Origin of the sequence: Iodidimonas nitroreducens, assembly GCA_000710935.1 — a bacterium.
In the GTDB taxonomy this organism is placed as follows: Bacteria; Pseudomonadota; Alphaproteobacteria; order Sphingomonadales; family Rhodothalassiaceae; genus Iodidimonas; species Iodidimonas nitroreducens.
In genome coordinates, this window is sequence record BAYV01000013.1 from 27,350 (window position 1) to 51,254 (window position 23,905).

The window sequence follows — 23,905 nt, forward strand, 5'->3', positions numbered from 1 at the left end:
AGGAAGCGATATGCGGCAGTTCGGGATCGGTCAATCCATGCGGCGGGTGGAAGACCAGCGCTTTATCAAAGGCGCGGGGCGCTATACCGATGATCTCAGCTTTGATGGCCAGCTTTATGCCGCCTTTTTGCGCGCGCCCTTGGCGCATGGCGATCTGGTGGCTTTGGATGTGGCGGCGGCGCGCAGTTTTCCCGGTGTGGAACTGGTGCTGACCCATGAGGATATGACCGCCGCCGGGATCGGACCGGTGCCCTGCCATGTCAAACTGCCGGGCATGGTGAAAAAAGATCGCCCGATTTTCGTTTCCGGGCGGGTGCGCTATGCTGGCGAGCCGGTGGCGATGGTGGTGGCCACAAGCTTTGCCGCCGCGCGCGAAGCTGTGGATCTGATCATTGCCGATTATGATGATCGCGATGCCGTGGCCGATTGTGAGCAGGCTTTGTTGGAAACCGCCCCGCAGCTTTATGAAGATGCGCCCGGCAATCGCAGCTTTACATGGGAAACCGGCGATCCGGCGCTTGTGGAGCAGGCTTTTGAGCAGGCCGCCCATATTTCAACCATAGAAATCACCAATAATCGTGTGGCCCCCAATTCCATGGAGCCTCGGGCGATCAATGCCCGCTTTGATGAGGCTTCTGGGTTTGAAGTGCACATAGGCACCCAAGGGGTGGCGGGCATTCTCAATGGATTTTGCAATCTTTTGGGGATTGATGCCGATCGGATCAGGGTGTGTACCCCCGATGTGGGCGGCGGCTTTGGCATGAAAGCCTTCATGTTTTCGGAATATCTGCCGGTGATGCAGGCGGCACGCCTGCTGCAAAAGCCGTTGAAATGGACCTGTGATCGCTCGGAAGCCTTTTTATCCGATACCCATGGCCGCGATCTTAAAAGCACCGCCGATATGGCTTTTGATCCAGAGGGCCGGATTTTGGGCTATCGCATCCGCACGATTGCCAATATGGGGGCATGTTTATCGAATTTTGGCCCGGCGATTGCCACCCTTGCCCCCTTGCAGGTGGCCCCCGGACCCTATCATATCCCGGCTTTTCATCAGCAGGTGACCGGGGTTTATACCAATAGCGCTCCGGTGGATGCCTATCGGGGTGCGGGTCGGCCGGAAGCGGCTTATCTGTTGGAACGTTTGATCCATCAGGGCGCGATGGATCTGGGCTTATCGCAGGATGAAATCCGCCGCCGCAATTTTGTTCGTGCCGATCAGATGCCCTATAAAAATGTGACCGGGGCGATTTACGATAGCGGCGATTTTACCGGCAATATGCATGATGCTATGGCGCGCGCTGATTGGGCGGGCTTTGCCACACGGCGTCAGCAGGCCACTGAGCACGGGCTTTTGCGGGGTCTGGGGATGGCCTATTATGTGGAATGCACCCTTGGCGACCCGATGGAAGAGATCGATATCAGCTTTGATCCCAAGGCGGGCCGGGTATCGGTGAGCGTGGGCACCCAATCCAATGGGCAGGGGCATGAAACCGCCTATGCGCAGGTTTTTGCCGATCGCCTGGGGATCGATCCCTATCAGGTGGATATTCTGCAAGGGGATAGCGCCATCAAAAACACCGGGGGCGGCACCGGGGGCTCGCGCTCCTTGCAGATGATCGGCAATGCCTGCATCGCCGCGGGTGATAGCGTGATCGAGCGGGGCAAGGAAGTGATGGCGCATCTTTATGAGGCAAGCCCCGATGATATCCGCTTTGAAGATGGATTTTTCGAGCTTTCAGGCACCAATCGCCGTTTGGGAGTTTTTGAACTGGCCGATGAAGCCGCCAAAGCCGATCTGCCCCAAGCTTTGGCGCGGGGGCTCGATCTGTCGGCAAGCTATACCAAATCCGCATCCACATTTCCCAATGGCTGCCATATCGCCGAGGTGGAAATCGATCCCCAAACCGGTGTTGTGGCGGTCAAGCGCTATACGGTGGTGGATGATTTCGGAACCGTTATAAACCCCATGCTGGTTGCCGGGCAGGTCCATGGCGGGGTGGTGCAGGGGATCGGGCAGGCTTTGGGTGAAGATGTGATCTATGATGAAAATGCCCAGCTTTTGAGCGGTAGTTTCATGGATTATCCCATGCCCAAAGCGGGCGATATGCCGGTGATCGATTTCAGCTATAATGAAATTCCATGCCAAACCAATCCTTTGGGCCTGAAGGGCTGTGGCGAGGCGGGAACCATCGGGGCCTGCCCCTCGGTGATGATTGCCATCCTTGATGCGCTGGCTCCAAAAGGGGTTAAGGCATTGGATATGCCGGCCACGCCTTTTGCCATTTGGTCAGCAATCAACAAGGCCGAGGCCAAAGCCGCCTGATATTCTGGATCATCAGGGCTCTTATCGTCAGCCCGGGCTACGATTTGTGCCACCTCGACCCGCGATTTCCATCACCCCGGCCCGCCTTTTATTCGTCATCCCGGGCCACAAATATCGTCATCCCGGGCCCCTTTTTCGTCATCCCGGGCTTGACCCGGGGTCCACCCTTTCCCATTCTCAGCCCTTGAGAGATGGATATGGCTCCCCGGATTAAGTCTGGAACAGGTAAGCCCGTGGCGACCAAAATTCGCCGACTGGCACCGGGTCCAATTAGCGTCGCTGAACAGCTTTCGTCTCAAGCCGAGCGAGCGTCGGTTAAGTCAGTTTTTTAGAAATTCAAGAGCTTAGAACAGGTTATCTGCCTGTTCATCCAGTGCTTTCTACGAATCTTTTCCGGCTGGCGTGCTCATCTGGAAACCTGATGTAGGCGCAGCAGCAGGAGCAAAGCGTAATGGCTAGATGATCTCTGCGGAGTCTGATAAACATCGACATATAGTAGGGATGCGCATCACGAATTGCGAGCTTGGAGGGGGTCGGGGAAATGGTGGACTGGTCGCAATTGCTTCTCGCGGGACGCTTTAGGGATTTGCTTAATCACCCGACGCCGACGCCTAATGACAAGCCGAAGGGGCCAGACTTTGCCGAAGGGCAGTTCCGTCTGCCTCAGGAACGCGATCACGACCGCATCTTGTTCTCCACTCCCTTTCGCCGGATGGGCGATAAGACTCAAGTGTTTCCGCTTGAAAGCATCGAGAGCATCAGAACCCGATTAACCCATTCTTATGAAGTCGCGAACCTTGCAAGGTCGTTGGGAGTTGAAATTGCGGTTTCGCTAAAAGATAAACTGCCTGATGATGCAATCAGGTCCATCCCAGCAACGCTTGCTGCCGTTGGTCTCGCGCATGATATTGGCAATCCACCCTTTGGGCATCAGGGGGAAAATGCCATTCGCGCATGGTTCAAAAGGAATTCGAACGTTCTTTTTGTACCAATGGATTCCGATAGTCCGGAAATTACGAAAGATGTTTCTCGGCTGGCAGAGCAGCATAAGAATGACTTCCTTCTATTTGAAGGCAACGCTCAAACGCTTCGTGTGCTCACGAAACTGCAGGTCATTGGTGACGACCTTGGCCTTAATTTGACGCTAGGCACGCTGGCCGCCCTTATGAAATACGTCGCGTCGTCTGACAAGATCAACAAGGGCGTACAGGCGCGCAAAAAAGTTGGATTTTTCGCCTCTGAACAGAAATTAGTTGGTCGAATCCGGAGTAAAGTTGGCTTGGAGGGCGACGCTCGTCACCCGCTCGCACTGGTGATGGAGGCATGTGATGACATCGCGTACTCCGTGCTTGACGCGGAGGACGCGATCAAGAAGGGACTGGCGTCCCTCAATGACCTTTTGACCTCCCTCAGCTACCTCAAGGATGAAGAAGGCAACCCTGACCTGGTTGTAAGCCATCTTTGCAAACTATCGCGTTGGGAGTATGATCAGATCCGCAAGCAGAAGCTGCACCCCAGCGAGTTGCAGGACGTGGCGACGCAAAAGTTCCGAGTGAATGCAATTCACCTAATGGTTTCCGCTGTCGCGGACGCGTTCAAAAAGAACTATGATAATATCGTCAATGGAGATTTTGACGGAGAACTGATCAAAGTCTCTCAAGCCGCGGCTTTGTGCAATGCCCTGAAAGAGTTCGACCGACAGAATGCGTTTAGCCACAAGACAGTTCTCGAGATTGAACTGAATGGATATAATACGCTCAACCGCCTGATGGATTTTCTGTGGATCGGAATAAGTGACCGCAAAGACTACGAGAACCTCGACAGCAAGCGGAACTCGCCATTCTCCGCCTATGTATATAGCCGGATTTCTATAAATTATCGCCGAATTTTTGAGGGCAAGATCGAGCAATATCACCCTAAAGCTAATCTGCCGATCCGGTACAAGGAAATGCAACTTTTGACCGACATGGTGTCGGGAATGACGGATCAGTTTTGTATTGATCTGCATGATGACTTCTTGAAACACTATCGTGAAATGCACCCGGTCAATGGAACACCTTCTTGAAAAAAGAGTTCGATACTTTCTGAATTCGCCGTATCGTGGGCGCGAGGATGTGCGACGCACGCTTAAGGAGCTTCGCATTCACGGTCATCTTGTGCTCATCGGTGGCATGTTGCGCGATGTTGCTATGTTCGGGAATGCCGGGTTCAAATCCGATCTCGATTTCGTCATCGATCCATATAATTTAGCGACGTTCGAAAAACATATGCATGCGATGGGTGCGCGTGTGAATCGTTTTGGTGGTTATGCGCTTCCATCTAAGAGATGGCAAATAGATGTATGGCCCCTGCAGCGCACCTGGGCCCATCTACAAGAGCATGTTCGGGTCCTTACGGTAGGAGATTTGCGAAAGGTCACGTTCTTTAGTTGTGACGCTATCATCTATAATCTTACGCATAAAAAATTGTGTGCAAGGCCCGGTTACTTTGATGATCTGGGCCGAAAGATTTTGGAGATCAATCTTCGACCCAATCCAAACCCCAAGGGAAATGCAGTTCGAGCATTTCGGTATGCGTTGATCAAAGGCTTCCAATGGGGACCAAACCTTTCGCGTTTCGTGGCTGAGATAATTGACGAAATCGGATGGGATGCACTCCGAGATAAAGAGCTCCGATCATTCAAGACCGGGTACCTTGAAACTATTGAAATAGACGCGTTGAAGCGAGAGTTGAATCATCATTTGTCAGAGGGCGATGGCCTGTTCGACCCATCGGCCTTCCAACGGAATGTTCAGTTACAACTCCCGTACGCACAATAATATAACTGTTGCGGATTACTTCTTATGACCTGCCACAGAACTTTCATCCAGTTCGGACCAGTGCTTTTTGGGGTTGATAGCGGTCGTTATTGGGTTGGGCAAGAGCGGCGGGCTGACGAATAAAGTGGGGGAAGGCGTAGTGGCGGCTTCGTGACCTTGGATGGCCTTAGACAAGGATGCCGGGGCGGTCATCGTCCTGATCATTTTGGGCCTTGTTCATCACATAAAGCAACTTTTGCACCGCGAGTTTAGAAAGCGCATCGCGGCTCATTTTAGGATCACCAACGATGCTGGCTTCCGTGCCGCTTTCAGGATCAACGGCGGTGACCTTCAAGGCTTTGCCCGATGAGATAAATTCAATCAGATAGGACTCAGATTTTCCCATCGGGGTTTTCCAAAAAAATCAGGCAGCGCGTCGCAGCTTCAAACGCTCCCAGATGATGCCAAGGGCCGAGACCAGATCATCCATCATGGCTTCACTATGCATCGGGCCCGGGGTGAGCCGCAAGCGTTCCGTGCCCCGGGGGACCGTGGGATAGTTGATCGGCTGCACATAAATGGCAAATTCATCCAGCAGATAATCGGTGACATGCTTGGTCATCACCGGATCGCCCACCATCAAAGGCACGATATGGCTTTCCGATGGCATCACCGGCAAACCCGCATCAGCCAGCTTTTGCTTTAACAGAGCGGCCTGCTTTTGATGCTTTTGACGCTCGATCCCGCTGTTTTTCAGGTGCCTGACACTCGCCAAAGCGCCCGCCGCCAAAACCGGGGCAAGGGCCGTGGTGAAAATGAAGCCTGAAGCATAAGACCGCACCACATCCACCAAAGCCTGGCTGGCTGCGATATAGCCACCCATGACGCCAAAAGCCTTGCCCAGCGTGCCTTCGATCACATCCAGCCGATGCATCACCCCATCGCGATCGGCAATTCCGCCGCCACGGGGGCCATAAAGCCCGACGGCATGAACCTCGTCCAGATAGGTCATGGCCCCATATTTTTGGGCCAGATCGCAAATGGCCCCAATGGGCGCAATATCGCCATCCATGGAATAAACGGATTCAAAGGCCACCAGCTTGGGCCGGGCCGGATCGGCGGCAGCGAGCAAATCTTCAAGATGTTCCAGATCATTATGGCGAAAGATGTGTTTTTCCGCACCGGATTGGCGAACACCCTGGATCATCGAGGCATGGTTGAATTGATCGGAAAAAACGATGCAGCCGGGCAAAAGCCGGGCAAGGGTGGACAGCGTGGCTTCATTGGAAATATAGCCCGATGTAAAGAGCAGGGCGGCTTCTTTTCCATGCAGATCGGCCAGTTCCTGTTCCAGCATCACATGATAATGATTGGTGCCCGCGATATTGCGGGTGCCACCGGCACCGGCACCACAATGATCCAGAGCTTCGTGCATTGCCCTGAGCACCGTTTCATGCTGGCCCATGCCCAGATAATCATTGGAACACCACACCGTAACCGGACGGGCATTATCGCCCAGCGGGCGGCCATCATCGCCAGCGCCAAAGCGATCAGCGCGGGGGAATTCGCCGCGCCGGCGGACGATATCGGCAAAAACACGATAGCGGCCTTCTGCCTTCACGGCAGAAATCGCATCCGAGAATATCCGCTCATAATCCATTGTCTTGCCCGCTTTATCGGCTGCTTTATTGGCGGCATGTTTGGGGCTGGCCAGCTTTTATGCAGGGGCCAGACTATGGCCCTAGCATGCAGCTTATCCGTCAACACAAACATGATCAGCCATCATATAATCATAAAGCAATGATGGGAAACAAGGGCGCAAAGCACCCTCGGATCAATTGTCGCAGCCAGGCCTTTTGTGGTGGGCTTAAATGGCAAAGCGCAGGCGATCGCTCCAGAAGCGCTCCAGATTGCGCAGATTGCGGCGCAGTGCGATCATTTCATCGGAATTGATCAGCCCATCCTGCAGCAGTTCATCAAGCTGTTCCAGATACATGGAATCGATCAGCTTGCGGATTTTATAGCCGCGATCGGTAAGTGAAATGCGCACGGCCCGGCGATCATGCTCGGCGCGCTGATGATCGATATAGCCCATCTCAACCAGTTTTTTGAGATTATAAGACACATTGGAGCCCTGATAATAGCCCCGGCTTTTCAATTCACCGGCGGTCATTTCATGCTCGCCGATATTATAAACCAAAAGCGCCTGTACCGGATTGAGATCGGAACAGCCTTCGCGATCAAGATGATCTTTCAGCACATCGAGCAGCCGCCTATGCAAGCGCTCGACCAATGCCAAACAATCGAGGAAAAGGGCCTTTGTCTGGGCTTCGGGTGTTTCGTCGCCGATCAATCCCGCCGTGCCCGGCTGCATGGTCATGCCGTCTGTCTCCTGAGAATCCAAAGTTTCCAGCAAAATTTAGGAGTAAAACTACAAAAAAGACTTAATCCTTATGATGGTTTTGCTGGAAATTTAGCGATATTTTTATTCTATTTCTCTTTTTCAATCATGGGAAAGATGGCTGAAAAGTCACGTCCGCCTTGCCCATCTGCCGAGAGTTTAGAATAAATATCGAAGGCATGAATACCCAGTTTCGCATCAGTTGCAGTCGCTTCGATGGCTTCTTTAGCAAGTTTTAAATCTTTGAGCATCATATCCACGGCAAAGCCCGGCTGATAATCGCGATTGGCGGGCGAAGAGGGAACAGGGCCGGGAACCGGGCAATAGCTGCTCAAAGACCAGCACTGACCCGATGATGTATTGGCGATATCGAAAAATTTCTGATCCGGCAGCCCCAGCCTGCGGGCAAGGGAAAAGGCTTCGGAAACGCCGATCATGGAAATAGCCAGCAGCATATTATTGCATAATTTGGCCGCCTGCCCATTGCCGGGGTCGCCCGCATGAATGATTTTGGCCCCCATGATCGATAAATAGGGCTGGGCGGCATCAAAAGCCGTTTCATTACCCCCCACCATGAAGGTAAGGGTGCCCGCCTGCGCCCCGGCCACACCGCCTGAAACCGGGGCATCGATCATTTTAAGCCCGGCTTTGGTGGCGTTTTCAGAGACCGCGCGCGCGGTTTCAACATCAATGGTCGAGCTATCGATCAGCAGCGTATCGGGGGCGGCATGGGCGATCAGCCCATTCTCGCCCAGATAAACTTCGCGGACATGCTTACCCGCTGGCAGCATGCTGATGATCACCGGGCAGGTGGCGATCATGGCGAGATCGGCCGCCGCCTTGCCGCCCGCATCCACGAGGGCTTTGGTCTGGCTGGGGCTAAGATCGAGCCCCAGAACCTCGTGCCCCGCTTTTACCAGATTGAGCGCCATCGGCAGGCCCATATTCCCAAGCCCGATGAATCCGATTTGTGTCATTGTTCACTCCCCATAAGCAGTTAGGCCATAAGCAGTTAGGCCATAAGCGGTCAGGTTTTTATTGATCAGGATAAGATCAGTTCGCGCGGCCCCAGATCGGCAAAATGAGCCTCGATGCCCTTTGGATCGATGTCTGCAAGACGGGCGGGCGACCAGTGCGGCTTGTGATCCTTTTCGATAAGAAGGGCGCGTACGCCTTCAAAAAAATCGTCGTCCATGGATAGAATGCGATTGACGATGCGATATTCCATGCGCAGGCAATCATCGAGGTTGAGATCCTTGCCCTGATGAAAGGCCTTGAAGCTCAGTTCCAGCGAGGTGGGCGATTTTTTGAGCAGATCAGCATAGATTTCCTGCGCCCATTGGGATTGATCCTGCTCCAAAGAATCGATGATCTCGCCCACGCTGGAGAGGCTGAAATGGCGGGCAATCTGGGCATGGCGGCCGGAAAGGGGGGCGGGGTCCTGTGGGGTGATCGCCAGATCATCAAGGGTCACACCGGTTTCCGCGAGGCCCAAAGGCCCTTTGGATTCCACCAGCCGGGCCTTCAGATCGATCAGCCGTTCATGGGGGATGATATGGGTTACTAGCCCCAGATGCAGGCAATCGTCCGCTTTCAGGCGATGCCCGCCAAGGGCCAGATAAAGCCCGGTGAAATCGGGCAGGCGCGGCAGAAAAAAGGAGCCGCCCACATCGGGGATCAGCCCCAGCCCGGTTTCAGGCATGGCAAAAAGCGTGCGATCCGTTGCCACACGATAAGCGCCATGCACTGAAATGCCCACGCCGCCACCCATGGTGATGCCATCGAGAAAAGAGATGATCGGTTTTTTGAAATGGCCGATAGCACTGTTCATCTGATATTCGTCATGGAAAAAGCGCCAGCTTTCGCTATCCGCATCCGCCTCAGACAAGCCCTTGCGTTCGGCCTGAGCGGCCCGGGCCACCTGCACCACATCGCCGCCCGCGCAAAAGGCCTTTTCGCCTTCGCCCTCGATGATCACCGCATCGACGGCGGGATCATTGGCCCAAAGATCAAGCTGATGCCTGATCATCACGCACATATCGCGGGTAAGGGCATTGAGGGCGCGGGGGCGATTGAGCAGGATGAAGCCAATTCGACCGGCTTTTGAAAAGACGACATCGAGGCTTTCTGGAGGGGTTGAATTCACGCTATGTCCTCATGATTACAAAGATAAAAGAAGTGGCTGGCGATCAGCCGAGCAATTTGCGGGCAATGATCACCCGCATGATTTCATTGGTGCCTTCCAAAATCTGATGGACCCGCAGATCGCGCAAGATCCGTTCAATGGGATAATCCATCAGATAGCCATAGCCCCCATGCAATTGCAGGGCATCATTGGCGATGCGGGTGCCGGTATCGGTGGCCAGCCGCTTTGCCATGGCCGCATATTGGGTGGCATCATGGGCTTTATCCGTCACCTTTTGGGCCGCAGCATAAAGCAAAAGGCGTGCGGCTTCCAGATCGGTGGCCATATCCGCAAGCTTGAAGCCGGTGGCCTGAAATTCGGCAATGGGCCGACCGAACTGATGGCGTTCCTTTACATAATCAAGGCTTTTATCGAGGGCGAATTGCGCCCCGCCCAATGAACAAGCGCCGATATTGAGGCGGCCACCATCCAGCCCTTGCATGGCGATTTTAAAGCCATCCCCCTCAGCCCCGATGCGATTGGAAACAGGCACCGCGCAATCATCGAAATTGACCGTGGCTGTTGGTTGGGAATGCCAGCCGAGCTTCCGTTCCTGCGCCCCAAAGCTCAAACCCTTTGTGCCCTTTTCCACGATAAGGCACGAAATGCCGCCGGGCCCCTGATCGCCGGTGCGCACCATCACCACATAGACATCCGAACCCGCATCGCCCGCCCCGGAGATAAAGGCTTTCGCGCCATTGAGGATATAGTGATCGCCCTGGCGCACGGCTCGGGTTTTGAGCGCCGCCGCATCCGAACCGGACGAGGCTTCGGTGAGGCAATAGCTGGCGAACTTTTTCATGCTTGAAAGATCGTCCGTCCAACGCGCCCGCTGATCTTCGGTGCCAAAATGGGCGATCATCCAGTTGGCCATATTATGGATCGAGAGATAAGCCGCCGTTGAGGGACAGCCATATGCGAGCTGCTCGATGATGAGGGCAGCTTCCACCCGGCCCAAGCCTACGCCGCCATGGGCTTCATCAATATAAATTGCGGCAAAACCAAGCTCTGCTGCCTGACGCAGAGCATCGGTGGGGAAAATTTTCTCTTCATCCCAGCGGGCTGCGAAGGGCAGCAGAGTGTTCAGGGCAAATTGCCGGGCGGTTTCTTTGATCAGCTCTTGTTCTTCGCTCAGCCTGAAATCCACGATACACCTCTGATCCGGCAAAAAGCCATATGATCAGTGGACCATAGCCAACCGAACGCCAAGGTCAATCCCGGCCGATGCTTAAAGCACGGCATGGAATGATCAGGGGGTATTTAGGGTAATGATGCGCAATTTTACGCCCAGTTTTTAGACTTTTTTGCGACCGCCGCCCCGGCCGCCCAGCCCCAGGCCGATATCCTTGGCGAATTGCGAACGCCTTTTGGCATAGTTGGGGGCTACCATGGGATATTCCGGCGGCAAATTCCATTTCGCCCGATAATCTTCGGGGGTCATGTCATATTTTGACCTGAGATACCGCTTGAGCATCTTGAGCTGTTTTCCATCTTCCAGACAAATGATATAATCATCAGTCACGGATTTTTTGATGGGCACAGCCGGCTTCAAACTATCCGCGGTCATATGGCCGCTGTCCTGACCCAAATTGATCAGGCTTTGATGGACGGTTTTAATGACATCGGGAATTTGCGAAGCGGGCAATGTATTATGGGCTACATAGGCTGTGACGATATCCGCAACCATCTGCATTGCGGCGTCTGGCGACAAACCATTAATTCTTTTGTCGTCAATTCTTTTGTCGTCAATTCTTTTGTCGTCCATGGATTGTTTCCGCATTTTGTACAATAACATCCGATTACATGGCAGCAAATTATACAATAATCAAGATTAATTCGATATTTACATAAATATTAATCAATTAATAGAATTTAACCATGATAAAATGGAAAAAATCTTACTGTCTGTTTGTATTTGATCAGTTTATATATTTAAAATCATCAGCTTTGATGGCTTGATCTTTTTTGCCGGTGCGTTTGTTCACAAACTGCCATGATCGCCCGATGCATTTTGTCGGGCTGCCGTCTTGGCGGCTGTGATCTGCCTGTGCTATGAGGCACTGTGCCTCAGGTCAGTGCCCATGAAGCACGTCCGCGCGGCTTCAAATTAAATCTGTCTTTCAGGATAATGCTCATGGCCGAGACGATCATTGCTCTTGCCGCCGATCATGCCGGTTTCGATCTCAAGGAATATTTGCGCACGCATCTGCGAGACAAGGGCTTTAAGATTGAGGACCTGGGAACCTTTAATGGGGCATCGGTGGATTATCCCGATTTTGGCTATGCATTGGCGCAGGCCATTATTGATGGTCGGGCAATCAAGGGCGTGGCGGTGTGCGGCTCGGGGATCGGCATTTCGATTGCCGCCAATCGCCATCCCGGGGTGCGTGCGGCCTTGTGTCACGAGCCCTTGTCAGCCAGGCTCGCCCGGCAGCATAATGATGCCAATATCCTGGCACTGGGCGCCCGTTTGATCGGACCTGCGATGGCCAGCGAAATTCTTGACGTCTTTCTGAAAACGGACTTTGAAGGCGGGCGGCATCAGCTTCGGGTCGATAAGCTGGGCGCGCCTCCCGATGGATCGGCAGAGTGATCGTTGATGCCCGTGACTGTATCAAAGGTCCCAAGCGCTTTTTCACCGGCTGAATGATCAGCCTGGTCTCCATCTTCATCCTGATCTTCGGCCAATAAGGAATTGCTTATCATGTCATCCGCCCCGAAAGAGACTGCAAGCCGCCCTGCGGACCGCCGCACAGATGCTCTGGCGCAAAATGGCTTTTTTACCACCCCTCTGGCGCAGGCCGATCCCGCAATTGCCGGGGCCATCGCAAAGGAATTGGAGCGCCAGCAAAGCCAGATCGAGTTGATCGCATCTGAAAACATCACAAGCCTTGCGGTTTTAGAAGCGCAAGGCTCGGTGCTGACCAATAAATATGCCGAAGGCTATCCCGGAAAGCGTTATTATCAGGGCTGCGAATTTGTCGATATCGCGGAATCTTTGGCGATTGAGCGGGCCTGCCAGCTTTTCAATTGCAGTTTTGCCAATGTGCAGCCCCATTCCGGCGCTCAGGCCAATAGTGCGGTGATGCTGGCTTTGGTCAAGCCGGGTGAAACGATTTTGGGCATGTCCCTCGATGCAGGTGGCCATCTTACCCATGGAGCAAAGCCCAGCCTTTCGGGAAAATGGTTTCATGCCGTGCAATATGGAGTGCGGCGCGCCGATGGGCTGATCGATTATGATGAGGTGGAAAGCCTTGCCAAAGAACACAAGCCAAAGCTGATCATTGCGGGCGGATCGGCCTATTCCCGGCAGATCGATTTTGCCCGCTTCCGCGCCATTGCCGATAAAGTGGGGGCTTATCTTATGGTGGATATGGCGCATTTTGCCGGTTTGGTGGCCGGTGGGGTGCATCCCAGCCCCTTGCCCCATGCTCATGTGGTGACCACCACCACCCACAAAACCCTGAGGGGCCCGCGTGGCGGCATGATCCTGTCGCAGGATGCCGAATTGGGGAAAAAGATCAATTCGGCGGTTTTCCCAGGTTTGCAGGGCGGACCTTTGATGCATGTGATCGCGGCCAAGGCGGTGGCTTTTGGCGAGGCTTTGCAGCCCGGTTTCAAGCGCTATGCGCAGGCGGTGATCGATAATGCCCGTGCTTTGGGGGCAAAGCTGCAAGGAGCCGGTTTTGATCTGGTGGCCGGCGGCACGGATACGCATCTGGTGCTGGTGGATTTGCGGCCCAAGGGATTGACCGGCAAAGCCGCCGATGAATCCCTGGAGCGCTGCGGGATTACCTGTAACAAGAATGGCGTGCCATTCGATCCTGAAAAGCCGTTCATCACCTCGGGCATTCGTTTGGGCTCACCGGCCTGCACCACGAGGGGATTTTCCACCGCAGAATTTGAATTGGTGGGAGATTGGATTTCAGAAGTGCTCGATGGCCTGGCCAGGAAGGCTGATGACAATCAGGCTTTGGAATCGGATATTCGCCGAAGAGTGCGCGATTTATGTGATCGTTTTCCCATTTATCCGGGGCTTTAGGTCCGCAGGTCGAAAGGCTCTGGGCCAAGCCTGACCCGAAAGCAGTTCCAAAAAGGTTCAAGGGATACCGGTCTTGAAACGAGAGGGGTGAGATGCGCTGTCCGTTTTGTGGGAATGAGGATACGCAGGTCAAGGATTCGCGCCCGACCGATGATCGCTCGGCGATCCGGCGGCGACGCTTTTGCGCGGGATGCGGGGCGCGGTTCACCACCTTTGAACGGGTGCAATTGCGTGAATTGGTGGTTTTGAAGCGCAATGGCCGAAGGGTGCCTTTCGAGCGGGATAAATTACAAAGATCCATCGATATTGCCATGCGCAAGCGTCCGGTAGAGCCGGAGCGGGTGGAACGCATGGTCAATGGTTTGGTGCGCCGCCTTGAATCCCAGGGTGATAATGAGGTGAAGGCCGATCATATCGGGCAATTGGTGATGGATGCGCTCTCGAGCCTCGATCAAGTGGCTTATGTGCGCTATGCCTCGGTTTATCGCAATTTCCGCGAGGCTCAGGATTTCGAGAATTTTCTCTCCACCATGCAAGGGGATGAGGGATTGGTGCGGGATGAGGATCGGGATGAATGACCGTCCGCACGCATTTCATGGATATGGCCTTGCGGCTGGGGCGGCGGGGTTTGGGCCGGGTTGCCCCCAATCCGGCGGTGGGCTGTGTGCTGGTCAAAGAAGATCGGATCATCGGCCGGGGGTGGACTCAGCCCGGCGGCCGCCCTCATGCCGAAACTCAGGCCCTGCAATCGGCAGTTGAGAATATGGCGGGGGCCACGGCTTATGTCAGCCTTGAGCCCTGCGCTCATCAAGGGGCAACGCCATCTTGCGCCACGGCCCTGATCGATGCCGGGATTGCGCGCGTGGTGGTGGCCATGGAAGATCCCGATCCGCGCACGGCAGGGCAGGGGGTGGCGCGGATGCGCGCGGCAGGGCTGCAGGTGGATTTGGGGATTCTGGCCGAACAGGCACAGCGCGATCATCAGGGCTTTGTGCTCAGGCTGACCCGGGACCGGCCTTTGGTCAGTGGCAAGATCGCGCATTCCGCCGATGGCCGCATTGCCAGCGCCACAGGCCATAGCCAATGGATCACCGGCTCTTTGGCCCGCGCCCATGGCCATGCCCTGCGCGCGCATCATGATGCGATCCTGATTGGCGGCGGCACATGGCGCGCCGATCATCCCCGGCTGGATTGTCGGCTGCCGGGCTTAGCTGATCGCAGCCCGCAAAAGGTGCTGTTGTCGCATGGGGTTCCTGAAGATCAGCCCGATGGCTGGTGGACATCGGCCGGGCTTCTGCCTGATCATCAGCCCCCTTATGATCTGGATGATCTGCTCGCCGCTTTGGCCCGGCGCGGCATCACCCGCCTTTTGGTGGAAGGCGGGGCGGCCACCATCGCCGCATTTATGCGGGTGGGGCTGATGGATCGCCTTTATCTTTACACCGCGCCCAAGCTGATTGGCGAGGATGGCCGGGCATCGGTCGGGGCTTTGGGGGTGCGGGATGTGATGGCCGATGCCCCCTATTTGAAGGTGATTGAAACGCGCACCCTTGGCGAAGACGCTCTGGCAGTTTATGAACGCGGCTGAAGAGGCAGAGCGGGCTTTGAAGGAGCGACCATGTTTACGGGGATCATCACCGATATCGGGCATGTGCAAACCCTGATGCGCGGCGGAAAGCCGATCGATGCCGCAAGCCCCGGACAGGGGGAAAGCGATACGCGGATCATTCTGGAGACCAGCTATGATCCGAAAAGCATTGATCTGGGGGCCTCCATCGCCTGTGCGGGGGTGTGCCTGACGGTGGTAGATAAAGGCGCGGCGAGCAAGGATCAGGCGGGCGGCTGGTTTGCCGTGGATGTGAGCGATGAAACCCTGCGCTGCACGAATTTAGGGGATTGGCGGCCCGGCACCCCCGTTAATCTGGAACGATCCCTGCGCGTGGGTGATGAAATGGGCGGACATATCGTCTCGGGCCATGTGGATGGTGTGGGGGTGATTCTTGAAATTATCGAGCGGGCAGGCTCGCGGGAATTTGTCATCGGCCTTCCCGATGATCTGGCCCCTTATGTGGCCCGCAAGGGATCGCTGGCGATCAATGGTACCTCGCTGACGGTGAATGCCGTGGGTGATCTGCCCGATGCCACGGCCTCGGTCAATCTCATCCCTCATAGTCTTGAGGAAACCACCTTTGGCAGGGCGGTGCAGGGGGATCGGGTTAATCTTGAAATCGATCTGCTTGCCCGTTATCTGGCGCGATTGATGGAACAGCGCACATAAAAACCCGTTAGAACAGCCTTCACAGAAAGAAAGGCCCGACATGACTGAAGCTTTTTTGTCGCGCATCGAGGATGTGATCGAAGATGCGCGCAATGGCCGCATGTTCATCCTTGTCGATGATGAAGACCGCGAAAATGAAGGGGATCTGGTGATCCCCGCCCAGATGGCAACGCCCGAAGCGATCAATTTCATGGCGAAATTCGGTCGGGGGCTGATCTGTCTCACCCTTACCCGAAAGCGGGCAGATATTTTGGGCCTGTCTTTGATGAGCCAGGAAAATGCCAGCCGCCATCAAACCGCCTTCACCGTTTCCATCGAAGCCCGTGAAGGGGTGACCACGGGCATTTCCGCCGCCGACCGGGCACGGACCATTCAGGTGGCCATCGATCATGGAAAAAGCCGCGATGATCTGGCAACGCCGGGCCATGTTTTTCCTTTGGTGGCGCGCGATGGCGGGGTTCTGGTGCGGGCAGGCCATACCGAAGCATCGGTGGATATTTCCCGCCTTGCGGGCCTGAATTCTTCCGCGGTGATCTGCGAAATCATGAACGAAGACGGCACCATGGCCCGCTTGCCTGATCTTATTCCCTTTGCCCGGAAACATGGTTTGAAGGTGGCGACCATTCGCGATCTGATCGCCTATCGGCTGAAGAATGATAGCCTGGTGAAAGCGGTTGATGAAACCATCATGAACAGCCTTTATGGCGGTGAATGGACCTTGTTTGCTTATGTGAATACCGCTGAATATGCCGAGCATATGGTGCTGGTGAAGGGCGATCTGCGGGGCGATGATCCGGTTCTGGTGCGGATGCATGCGATCAGCCTGTTTGATGATATTCTGGCAGAAAATAATGGCCGCGCCGGGCAATTGAATCAATCAATGCGGGTGATCGGAGAGGCCGGACGGGGGGCGGTAGTGATCATCCGCGATACCCGCCCTGATCGGCTGACGCAGGAATTGAAAATGCGCCATATCCCCGCGCGAAAACAGGATAAAGAAAGCACGGCGGCCCTGCGTGATTATGGGATCGGTGCCCAGATTCTGCTTGATCTGGGTGTCAGGAATTTGATTTTGCTGTCAAATACAAAACATAATATCGTTGGGCTTGAGGGCTATGGCCTTAATATCGTAGAACAACGCACCATTCCCACCGACGATTGATCATAACATGACCCCATCCCAGACGATTTTGATTGTAGAGGCCCGCTTCTACGAAGATCTAGCCGATGAACTTTATGCCGGAGCCGAGGCGTTTCTGACTGCCAGCGGCTTTAAGGTGGACCGCTTGAGCGTGCCCGGAGCCTTTGAAATTCCGGCGGCTATTGCCATGGCGGCCAAAGCCGGGCGGGCGGGCCATTGCGAGGAATTTGCTGGCTATGTTGCCTTGGGCGTGGTTATTCGCGGTGAAACCAGCCATTATGATTATGTTTGCGGCGAAAGCGCGCGGGGCCTGCAGGATCTGGCGGTGCGGGATCAACTGGCCATCGGCTATGGCATCCTGACCACCGAAAATGGCGAGCAGGCCTGGGCGCGGGCAGATCGCAAGCGGGGGAACAAGGGCCGGGCGGCAGCAAAAGCCTGTGTGGATATGATCGGCATCAAACAGCGTTTTGGAGTATAACCATGCCGCAAAAGCAGGCACCCTCGCCCGCGCGTACGCGTAAAAACAAAAAACCTACCGGCGGTGCCCGGGCGGCGGCCCGTTTGGGGGCTGTGCAGGCCCTTTATCAGCTTGAACAAAACAGCGATGCCGATCCCCGCCATGTGGTGACCGAATTTCGCGCCTTTCGTTTGGGGCGTGAAATCGAAGGGGATCAATATGCCCCGGCGGATCAGGATTTATTTGCCGATATCGTTTTAGGCACCATCGAACGGGTGCATGAGATCGATGAAAAACTAAAGCAGGTTCTGGCCGCCAATTGGCCCCTTGATCGGCTGGAATCGGTTTTGCGCGCCATTTTACGGGCGGCAAGCTATGAATTGATGGCCCGGCCCGATGTGCCCACGGCGGTGGTGATCAATGAATATATGGATGTGGCCCATGCCTTTTTCGATGGGGCGGAGCCGGCTTTTGCCAATGGCGTGATTGATCGACTGGCGCGCGAAATCCGCACGTCTTAGGCGGATGGGGGGAGCAGTTTTTGGATGAATTTGGCCTCATAAAATCCTGTTTTGCCGCTTTGGCTGGTGCGGGTGCCCCGGCTTATGGCCTGGGGGATGATGCGGCTGTGCTCGCGCCGCCCGCGGGCTGCGATCTGGTTTTTACCAAGGATATGATGGTTTCGGGCAGGCATTTTTTTGCCGATGATCCCGCCGATCTGGTGGCGCGCAAGCTTTTGCGGGTGAACCTGTCTGATCTGGCGGCAATGGGGGCGCGGCCTTTGGGATATTTGCTGGGCTTTGCCTTTCCCGATCATCTGGATGAGGCTTTGGCGCGGGATTTTTGCCGGGGCCTCGCGCAGGATCAGGCGGAATTCGGGCTTCGGCTCTATGGCGGCGATACCGTTTCCGGGGCTGGATCGCTGATCTTATCGCTCACGGCCATCGGGGCTGTTGGGCAGGGTCGGGCCCTGCGGCGCAAGGGCGCACAGCCGGGCGATGATGTGTATGTGAGCGGTGCGATCGGCGAAGCGGCTTTGGGGTTAAAAGCCCTTTTGGGCACATTGCCCCCCGCTGTGGCCCGCATCCCGGATTTTGCCGCAATAAAGGATGCCCTGATCAATCGCTATCATTTGCCCCGGCCACGGGTGGCATTGGGCATGGCTTTGGCGGGTCATGCTTCTGCCGCAATTGACATATCGGATGGGCTGTTGGCCGATCTGGGTCATATTTGTGAACAAAGCGATTGCGCGATGGAGATCGAGGCCGGGCAGGTGCCTTTATCGGATGGCGGGCGGATGGCGGTTCATCATGCGCCCGAATTGTGGATGGATATTCTCACCGGCGGTGACGATTATGAACTGGCCTTTACCGCCGCCACCGATGAGGCTGATCAGCTTGCGGCGCTGGCTCATGAAGCCGGGGTTGCCATCAGCCGGATCGGCCGGGTGAAGCCGGGGGCAGGGCTCGCGGTGATCGCCCATGATGGCACGCCTTTGCCCCGCGATGCCTGGGGGGCGGGTGGCTTTCAGCATCAGTGATGTGGCGGACGCGATCAGAAGAAACCGGGAATGAGGAACAGGCTTTATGGTTGATGACGATCCCATTGAATTGCCGGCATCCGGCAAGCGTCGCGGCGTGCTGATGATCATCATTGGTGTGGTCGTGGGTTTGCTGATCGGCGGCGGTGCGGTTTATCTGCTGGTTTCCGGCTCCGCTAAGGCGCCGACAGATGCCGAGCAGACCGAAGCCGAGGCCGCGCCCGAGGAGGCTGCGCCCGATCTGCCCAAAATTGATCTGCTGGTGGTGCCGGTGCGCCGCTTTGCGGTGCCTTTGATTGATCATGATGGTGATGTTCTGGGCTATATGTGGGTGGATCTGGCTTTCGAGGTGGATGGCCCCGATCATCAATCCTATGTCGCTGCCCGAATTCCAGAATTGCGCGATGCCTTTCTGCGCGATCTCAATGCCCGGCAAACCACACAAAAAGACAAACCCGGTGCCCTTGATTTTGAGCTTTTGCGCGAACGCCTTGATGCGGTGAGCAAGCAGGTTATGGGCCCGGATCGGGTTTTAAGGGTGCGGATCACCAATGCCCAAAGGGTTCCCTGATCCTATCGGCCCGTCCGGGCCTAAAAAGCCCGGCGGGGCTCCGATTATTCCACAGATGCGTTTGGTGGCTTGCGTGATCCATAAGCGACCCTTAAGCTTTTGAAACTGAAAAGACCGCGCAGAAGAATAAAAAGCGGTCATGGGCTGATTTGTGCGCCAACATGCGCCCTGATCTGCCCGTCGGATTCAAAAGAAGGGGATATCGTTTATGCAAGTTTTGTATGTTTCGATCGCTGCGGGTGTTTTGGCCATTCTTTATGGCATATGGGCAACGCGATCAGTTTTGTCGGCCAGTCCTGGCAATGAACGCATGCAGGAAATCGCCGGATATATTCAGGAAGCGGCGGGGGCTTATCTCAATCGCCAATATCGGGCCATTGCCATTGTCGGGGTGGTGGTCGCGGCTTTGCTGTTCTTTTTTCTCGAACCCTGGGCGGCCTTCGGCTTTGTTTTAGGGGCGGTTTTGTCAGGCGCGGCAGGCTATATTGGCATGCTGATTTCTGTGCGGGCCAATGTGCGCACGGCGGAAGGTGCGCGCGAAAGCCTGCAAAGGGGCCTGTCGATTGCCTTTCGGGCGGGCGCGGTCACCGGGATGCTGGTGGCGGGCCTCGCCCTGCTGGCGGTGGCGGGCTATTATACCTTTCTTACTGTGGGTCTGGGCTTTGAAGCCACCGGGCGCACGGTGATCGATTCCCTTGTTTCTTTGGGCTTTGGGGCATCGCTGATTTCGATCTTCGCCCGTTTGGGAGGCGGTATCTTTACCAAGGGCGCGGATGTGGGCGCTGATCTGGTGGGCAAGGTTGAAGCCGGTATTCCCGAAGATGATCCCCGCAATCCGGCGGTGATCGCCGATAATGTGGGCGATAATGTGGGCGATTGCGCCGGGATGGCGGCGGATCTGTTTGAAACCTATGTGGTGACTGTGGGTGCCACCATGGTCTTATCGGCTTTGTTTTTGAAAACAGGGGCCGCCGATCTGATGGCTTTGCCCCTGATCATCGGCGGGGTGTGCATCGTCACCTCGATCATCGGAACCTTTTTCGTGCGGTTGGGATCAAAGCAATCGATCATGGGGGCCCTTTATAAAGGCTTTCTGGTCACCAGTGTTTTGTCTCTCATTGCGATTTATTTCGCCATGGATTGGGCTTTGGGGGCGGAAGGCCTTGATACGGCGTTCACCACCGCAGATGCGGGCCGCTTTACCGGCATGGATCTTTATTTATGCGGTGTGGTGGGGCTGGCTGTGACCGGGCTTTTGATCTATGTCACGGAATATTATACCAGCACCGAATATCGCCCCGTGCGGTCGATTGCCAAGGCATCGGAAACCGGCCATGGCACCAATGTCATCCAGGGGCTGGCCATTTCCCTTGAAGCCACAGCCATTCCCGTGCTGATCATTTCCGCCGGGATCATCGTGGCGTATAGCCTGGCCGGTGTTTTGGGCTTAGGCTTTGCGGCCACGGCGATGCTCGCTTTGGCGGGCATGGTGGTGGCGCTTGATGCCTATGGCCCGGTCACCGATAATGCTGGCGGCATCGCTGAAATGGCCAATCTGGATGAAGATGTGCGGTCGCGCACCGATGCTTTGGATGCGGTGGGCAATACCACGAAGGCGGTGACCAAGGGCTATGCCATCGGCTCGGCGGGCTTGGCGGCTTTGGTGCTGTTCTCGGCTTATACCGCTGATATCGGAATCTATTTTTCTGAAGTGGTCGTCGATTTCAGCCTGTCCAATCCTTATGTTGTGGTGGGCCTGTTTCTGGGGGCCATGCTGCCTTATCTTTTTGGGGCCATGGGGATGACGGCGGTGGGCCGTGCCGGTGGTGCGGTGGTTGAGGAAGTACGTCGTCAGTTTCGTGAAAAGCCGGGGATTATGGATGGGACGGAAAAACCCGATTATGCCCGTTCGGTCGATCTTTTGACCAAGGCGGCGATCCGGGAAATGATCATTCCATCCTTATTGCCGGTGTTGGCGCCGTTGGTGGTCTATTTCGTGATCAATGCCATTGCCGGGCAGGGGCAGGCCTTTTCGGCTGTTGGCGCCCTGCTTTTGGGGGTGATCGTTTCAGGGCTGTTTGTTGCTATTTCCATGACTGCCGGTGGCGGGGCTTGGGATAATGCCAAGAAATATATCGAGGATGGCCATCATGGCGGCAAGGGATCAGAAGCCCACAAAGCCGCGGTGACCGGCGATACGGTGGGCGATCCCTATAAGGATACGGCGGGCCCGGCGGTGAACCCGATGATCAAGATCACCAATATCGTGGCGCTTTTGCTGCTGGCCTTTCTGGCCCACTGAGCGCGGCTGATCAGAAAAAAACGGCATGCCCTTTGCGGGGCGTGCCGTTAATTAATTGCTTAGAGATCGAGAGGGATATCAGGTTTCAGCGGCCGCCGGGGCCACGACCGCCGCCGGGGCCACCCGCACCGCCGGGGCCCGCCGGGCCAACCCGCCCGATGCCACGCAAAAGCTGCTCGAAAAAGCCCAGGGTTTTGCCGCGGATGGGCGTGATGTTATCAACCGGATCGATTTCCTGCGCATCGGCAAGGCCATAGCGCTTGACGTTTTGAACCGCCCCGCCATCATCGAACTGCACTTCCACAACGGTTTGTGTGAGCGGGCGTTCTTCGATGAAGCCACGGCTAACTGTATCGCGGGAGACATAAAACCATGTTTCATTGCCAAAGGCGCTGACGATTGATGGGGTACCCAGCATATCGGCAACAGAATTTCTGTTGTCAACGCCGGGGGAAATGGCCTTCATCAGGTCTTCATCAACCACATAACCGCGGGTTTGGGTGGATGTGGTGCAGGCCGGGAGCAGCAGCGCTATGGCCATGCACCCCAATAAAGCGCCCTTCGACGATTTTGATTTCAGAGAACCCATTCTAGCAATCATTTGGAAACAAAGCCTGTGCTTGATTTTTTGCCGATAAGCGGCGAATGATCACTGATACAGTCATCTCTTATTCACCGCGTCAAGTCAACAAGCGTGCCCATGTCCTCATTGATCCATTTTCTGAAAAATCTTTTTGCCGCCTCACCCGGCCGCGAAACCGCGATTGCCCTTTATAGCGGGGCCGTGGGACAGGCCCGACAGCCTGCTTTTTTTACCCACTATAAAATCCCCGATACATTGGATGGGCGTTTCGATCTCGTTGTTTTGCATCTGTATTTAGTTTTGCACAGGCTGAGCGCGATCAAACCCCCCTGCAATGACGTGCAGATGATTTTGCAAGAGGCTTTTTTTGCCGATCTCGATCGCTCGATGCGTGAAATAGGGGTGGGGGATCTGGCTGTTGGCAAGCATGTCAAAGAGATGGCATCGGCCTATTTCGGGCGCTTGCAGGCTTATGATCATGCCCTTGATTCGGGGGATGAGGCAGCGCTTATGGATGTTTTGGCGCGCAATATTTATCGTGGGCAGCTCCCTTCAGGGGATTGCGTGGAGCGTTTGGCCTCTTATGTGAGGCGTCAGGCTGCGCATCTGGAAGCCATCAGCGACGAGGATATCTGTGCTGGCCGCGTGCATTTTCTAAGCCCTGAAATTTCCGAAACCACCAAAAGCCGACATGAGGATGACCCCCGGGCATGACCGTCTTTCACCATATCATCAGCCGCGACAGCCTCGATAAAGAGCCGCTTTTTCTCGATCTGAAGGCAGATGAGGCCATTCGTGAGGCCTTGTCTCAAAGATTTGAACTGCCTGCGATCAATGCCCTTGAGGGTGATGTGGAAATCAATGCTATTGAGGGGGGAATGAAGCTGAGCGGCCAGTTACGGGCCGATCTGGTGCAGCAATGTGTGCTCACTTTACAACCCATTGTCGTTCGGCTGGATGAGCCTTTCGCCATTTATTATCTTGCTGATGACTTGCCCGAAGAGGATGGAGAGGCGATTGTGGATGCAGAGCATGAGGATGTGGTTGCTTTGATCGATGGCAAGGTGGATGTGGGCGAAGCTCTGGCGCAAACCCTGTCCTTGGCGCTTGATCCTTTTCCGCGTGCCGAAGATGCCGTTTTACCACAGGGGGTGATCAGCGAAGACGAACTGAAGATAAGCCATCGTCGCGATAATCCATTCTCGATTCTTGAAAAACTTCGCGACAAGACTTGAAGCAATATCATTTGCCGGTATTTTGCACGGCGCATCAGGGTGTGGC

General features: G+C 55.3%; 24 protein-coding genes. 16 read left to right on the forward strand and 8 right to left on the reverse strand.

The annotated features are described in order from the left end of the window. The first annotated feature begins 10 nt into the window (after positions 1-10). The 3 genes from AQ1_RS06115 to AQ1_RS06125 all read left to right on the forward strand — a co-directional run bounded on the left by AQ1_RS06115 (position 11) and on the right by AQ1_RS06125 (position 5,142). Positions 11-2,323 (forward strand): xanthine dehydrogenase family protein molybdopterin-binding subunit, encoded by a 2,313-nt coding sequence (locus AQ1_RS06115; RefSeq protein ID WP_042085398.1) that lies wholly within the window; start codon positions 11-13, stop codon positions 2,321-2,323. A gap of 541 nt (positions 2,324-2,864) precedes the next feature. Further along, entirely contained in the window at positions 2,865-4,388 is a 1,524-nt protein-coding gene (dgt, locus tag AQ1_RS06120; protein ID WP_052371043.1) for a dGTP triphosphohydrolase, read from the forward strand. Next, the gene (locus AQ1_RS06125) at positions 4,372-5,142 is read left to right on the forward strand and encodes a hypothetical protein (RefSeq protein ID WP_042085399.1); all 771 of its coding nucleotides are present in this window, start codon (positions 4,372-4,374) and stop codon (positions 5,140-5,142) included. Before dgt ends, AQ1_RS06125 begins: the two co-directional genes overlap by 17 nt. Positions 5,143-5,308: 166 nt before the next feature. Here the strand turns inward: AQ1_RS06125 and AQ1_RS06130 are convergent, their stop codons facing one another. The 7 genes from AQ1_RS06130 to AQ1_RS06160 form a co-directional block, all read right to left on the reverse strand. After that, positions 5,309-5,527: a DUF6898 family protein gene (locus AQ1_RS06130; protein WP_042085400.1), complete on the reverse strand. Its 219-nt coding sequence runs from the start codon at positions 5,525-5,527 to the stop codon at positions 5,309-5,311. Positions 5,528-5,545: 18 nt separating this feature from the next. Then, positions 5,546-6,781, reverse strand: coding sequence for a 5-aminolevulinate synthase (gene hemA / locus AQ1_RS06135; RefSeq protein WP_042085401.1), 1,236 nt, complete (start codon positions 6,779-6,781; stop codon positions 5,546-5,548). A 207-nt stretch (positions 6,782-6,988) separates the two neighbouring features. Next, the gene (locus AQ1_RS06140; RefSeq protein ID WP_042085402.1) at positions 6,989-7,501 is read right to left on the reverse strand and encodes a MarR family winged helix-turn-helix transcriptional regulator; all 513 of its coding nucleotides are present in this window, start codon (positions 7,499-7,501) and stop codon (positions 6,989-6,991) included. Between the two features lie 110 nt (positions 7,502-7,611). Further along, the gene (gene mmsB, locus AQ1_RS06145; protein ID WP_042085403.1) at positions 7,612-8,499 is read right to left on the reverse strand and encodes a 3-hydroxyisobutyrate dehydrogenase; all 888 of its coding nucleotides are present in this window, start codon (positions 8,497-8,499) and stop codon (positions 7,612-7,614) included. Between the two features lie 65 nt (positions 8,500-8,564). Beyond that, positions 8,565-9,668, reverse strand: coding sequence for an enoyl-CoA hydratase/isomerase family protein (locus AQ1_RS06150; RefSeq protein WP_042085404.1), 1,104 nt, complete (start codon positions 9,666-9,668; stop codon positions 8,565-8,567). Positions 9,669-9,711: 43 nt separating this feature from the next. Then, a complete protein-coding gene (locus tag AQ1_RS06155) occupies positions 9,712-10,857 on the reverse strand; it encodes an acyl-CoA dehydrogenase family protein (RefSeq protein WP_152550397.1) in 1,146 nt (381 codons plus the stop codon). A gap of 144 nt (positions 10,858-11,001) precedes the next feature. Then, a complete protein-coding gene (locus tag AQ1_RS06160; RefSeq protein WP_462687113.1) occupies positions 11,002-11,442 on the reverse strand; it encodes a Ros/MucR family transcriptional regulator in 441 nt (146 codons plus the stop codon). Positions 11,443-11,841: 399 nt separating this feature from the next. Here AQ1_RS06160 and rpiB point away from each other — a divergent pair, with 399 nt between their 5' ends. The 11 genes from rpiB (at position 11,842) to AQ1_RS06215 (ending at position 22,041) form a co-directional block, all read left to right on the forward strand. Beyond that, on the forward strand, positions 11,842-12,300 hold the full coding sequence (rpiB, locus tag AQ1_RS06165) for a ribose 5-phosphate isomerase B (RefSeq protein WP_042085552.1): 459 nt from the start codon (positions 11,842-11,844) through the stop codon (positions 12,298-12,300). 111 nt (positions 12,301-12,411) lie between these two features. Next, positions 12,412-13,749: a serine hydroxymethyltransferase gene (gene glyA, locus AQ1_RS06170; RefSeq protein ID WP_042085412.1), complete on the forward strand. Its 1,338-nt coding sequence runs from the start codon at positions 12,412-12,414 to the stop codon at positions 13,747-13,749. Positions 13,750-13,841: 92 nt separating this feature from the next. Beyond that, positions 13,842-14,327, forward strand: a complete 486-nt coding sequence (gene nrdR, locus AQ1_RS06175; protein WP_042085414.1) for a transcriptional regulator NrdR — start codon at positions 13,842-13,844, stop codon at positions 14,325-14,327. Next, positions 14,324-15,337: a bifunctional diaminohydroxyphosphoribosylaminopyrimidine deaminase/5-amino-6-(5-phosphoribosylamino)uracil reductase RibD gene (gene ribD, locus AQ1_RS06180; RefSeq protein WP_313982442.1), complete on the forward strand. Its 1,014-nt coding sequence runs from the start codon at positions 14,324-14,326 to the stop codon at positions 15,335-15,337. Before nrdR ends, ribD begins: the two co-directional genes overlap by 4 nt. 30 nt (positions 15,338-15,367) lie before the next feature. Then, entirely contained in the window at positions 15,368-16,027 is a 660-nt protein-coding gene (locus AQ1_RS06185; protein WP_042085415.1) for a riboflavin synthase, read from the forward strand. A gap of 40 nt (positions 16,028-16,067) precedes the next feature. Beyond that, positions 16,068-17,189 (forward strand): 3,4-dihydroxy-2-butanone-4-phosphate synthase, encoded by a 1,122-nt coding sequence (gene ribB, locus AQ1_RS06190; RefSeq protein WP_042085416.1) that lies wholly within the window; start codon positions 16,068-16,070, stop codon positions 17,187-17,189. Between the two features lie 7 nt (positions 17,190-17,196). Further along, on the forward strand, positions 17,197-17,649 hold the full coding sequence (gene ribH, locus AQ1_RS06195) for a 6,7-dimethyl-8-ribityllumazine synthase (RefSeq protein ID WP_042085417.1): 453 nt from the start codon (positions 17,197-17,199) through the stop codon (positions 17,647-17,649). Between the two features lie 2 nt (positions 17,650-17,651). Continuing rightward, positions 17,652-18,149, forward strand: a complete 498-nt coding sequence (nusB, locus tag AQ1_RS06200; RefSeq protein ID WP_081837121.1) for a transcription antitermination factor NusB — start codon at positions 17,652-17,654, stop codon at positions 18,147-18,149. Between the two features lie 20 nt (positions 18,150-18,169). Next, positions 18,170-19,168, forward strand: coding sequence for a thiamine-phosphate kinase (thiL, locus tag AQ1_RS06205; protein ID WP_052371044.1), 999 nt, complete (start codon positions 18,170-18,172; stop codon positions 19,166-19,168). A 46-nt stretch (positions 19,169-19,214) separates the two neighbouring features. After that, positions 19,215-19,739: a flagellar basal body-associated FliL family protein gene (locus AQ1_RS14450; RefSeq protein WP_052371045.1), complete on the forward strand. Its 525-nt coding sequence runs from the start codon at positions 19,215-19,217 to the stop codon at positions 19,737-19,739. 208 nt (positions 19,740-19,947) lie between these two features. Then, on the forward strand, positions 19,948-22,041 hold the full coding sequence (locus tag AQ1_RS06215) for a sodium-translocating pyrophosphatase (protein ID WP_042085419.1): 2,094 nt from the start codon (positions 19,948-19,950) through the stop codon (positions 22,039-22,041). Between the two features lie 85 nt (positions 22,042-22,126). Here the strand turns inward: AQ1_RS06215 and AQ1_RS06220 are convergent, their stop codons facing one another. Further along, positions 22,127-22,630, reverse strand: a complete 504-nt coding sequence (locus AQ1_RS06220; protein ID WP_052371046.1) for an outer membrane protein assembly factor BamE domain-containing protein — start codon at positions 22,628-22,630, stop codon at positions 22,127-22,129. 111 nt (positions 22,631-22,741) lie between these two features. On the opposite strand from AQ1_RS06220, the gene AQ1_RS06225 reads away from it, so the two are divergent. Beyond that, positions 22,742-23,338, forward strand: a complete 597-nt coding sequence (locus tag AQ1_RS06225) for a ubiquinol-cytochrome C chaperone family protein (RefSeq protein ID WP_042085423.1) — start codon at positions 22,742-22,744, stop codon at positions 23,336-23,338. Beyond that, entirely contained in the window at positions 23,335-23,859 is a 525-nt protein-coding gene (locus tag AQ1_RS06230; RefSeq protein WP_052371047.1) for a YceD family protein, read from the forward strand. The genes AQ1_RS06225 and AQ1_RS06230 overlap by 4 nt, the downstream gene beginning before the upstream one ends. Positions 23,860-23,905: the final 46 nt, after the last annotated feature.

Coding starts and splice junctions, on each gene's coding strand:
- AQ1_RS06115 (WP_042085398.1), top strand. CDS start 11: ATGCGGCAGTTCGGGATCGGTCAATCCATGCGGCGGGTGGAAGACCAG.
- dgt (WP_052371043.1), top strand. CDS start 2,865: ATGGTGGACTGGTCGCAATTGCTTCTCGCGGGACGCTTTAGGGATTTG.
- AQ1_RS06125 (WP_042085399.1), top strand. CDS start 4,372: ATGGAACACCTTCTTGAAAAAAGAGTTCGATACTTTCTGAATTCGCCG.
- AQ1_RS06130 (WP_042085400.1), bottom strand. CDS start 5,527: ATGGGAAAATCTGAGTCCTATCTGATTGAATTTATCTCATCGGGCAAA.
- hemA (WP_042085401.1), bottom strand. CDS start 6,781: ATGGATTATGAGCGGATATTCTCGGATGCGATTTCTGCCGTGAAGGCA.
- AQ1_RS06140 (WP_042085402.1), bottom strand. CDS start 7,501: ATGACCATGCAGCCGGGCACGGCGGGATTGATCGGCGACGAAACACCC.
- mmsB (WP_042085403.1), bottom strand. CDS start 8,499: ATGACACAAATCGGATTCATCGGGCTTGGGAATATGGGCCTGCCGATG.
- rpiB (WP_042085552.1), top strand. CDS start 11,842: ATGGCCGAGACGATCATTGCTCTTGCCGCCGATCATGCCGGTTTCGAT.
- glyA (WP_042085412.1), top strand. CDS start 12,412: ATGTCATCCGCCCCGAAAGAGACTGCAAGCCGCCCTGCGGACCGCCGC.
- nrdR (WP_042085414.1), top strand. CDS start 13,842: ATGCGCTGTCCGTTTTGTGGGAATGAGGATACGCAGGTCAAGGATTCG.
- ribD (WP_313982442.1), top strand. CDS start 14,324: ATGACCGTCCGCACGCATTTCATGGATATGGCCTTGCGGCTGGGGCGG.
- AQ1_RS06185 (WP_042085415.1), top strand. CDS start 15,368: ATGTTTACGGGGATCATCACCGATATCGGGCATGTGCAAACCCTGATG.
- ribB (WP_042085416.1), top strand. CDS start 16,068: ATGACTGAAGCTTTTTTGTCGCGCATCGAGGATGTGATCGAAGATGCG.
- ribH (WP_042085417.1), top strand. CDS start 17,197: ATGACCCCATCCCAGACGATTTTGATTGTAGAGGCCCGCTTCTACGAA.
- nusB (WP_081837121.1), top strand. CDS start 17,652: ATGCCGCAAAAGCAGGCACCCTCGCCCGCGCGTACGCGTAAAAACAAA.
- AQ1_RS14450 (WP_052371045.1), top strand. CDS start 19,215: ATGGTTGATGACGATCCCATTGAATTGCCGGCATCCGGCAAGCGTCGC.
- AQ1_RS06215 (WP_042085419.1), top strand. CDS start 19,948: ATGCAAGTTTTGTATGTTTCGATCGCTGCGGGTGTTTTGGCCATTCTT.
- AQ1_RS06220 (WP_052371046.1), bottom strand. CDS start 22,630: ATGGGTTCTCTGAAATCAAAATCGTCGAAGGGCGCTTTATTGGGGTGC.
- AQ1_RS06225 (WP_042085423.1), top strand. CDS start 22,742: ATGTCCTCATTGATCCATTTTCTGAAAAATCTTTTTGCCGCCTCACCC.
- AQ1_RS06230 (WP_052371047.1), top strand. CDS start 23,335: ATGACCGTCTTTCACCATATCATCAGCCGCGACAGCCTCGATAAAGAG.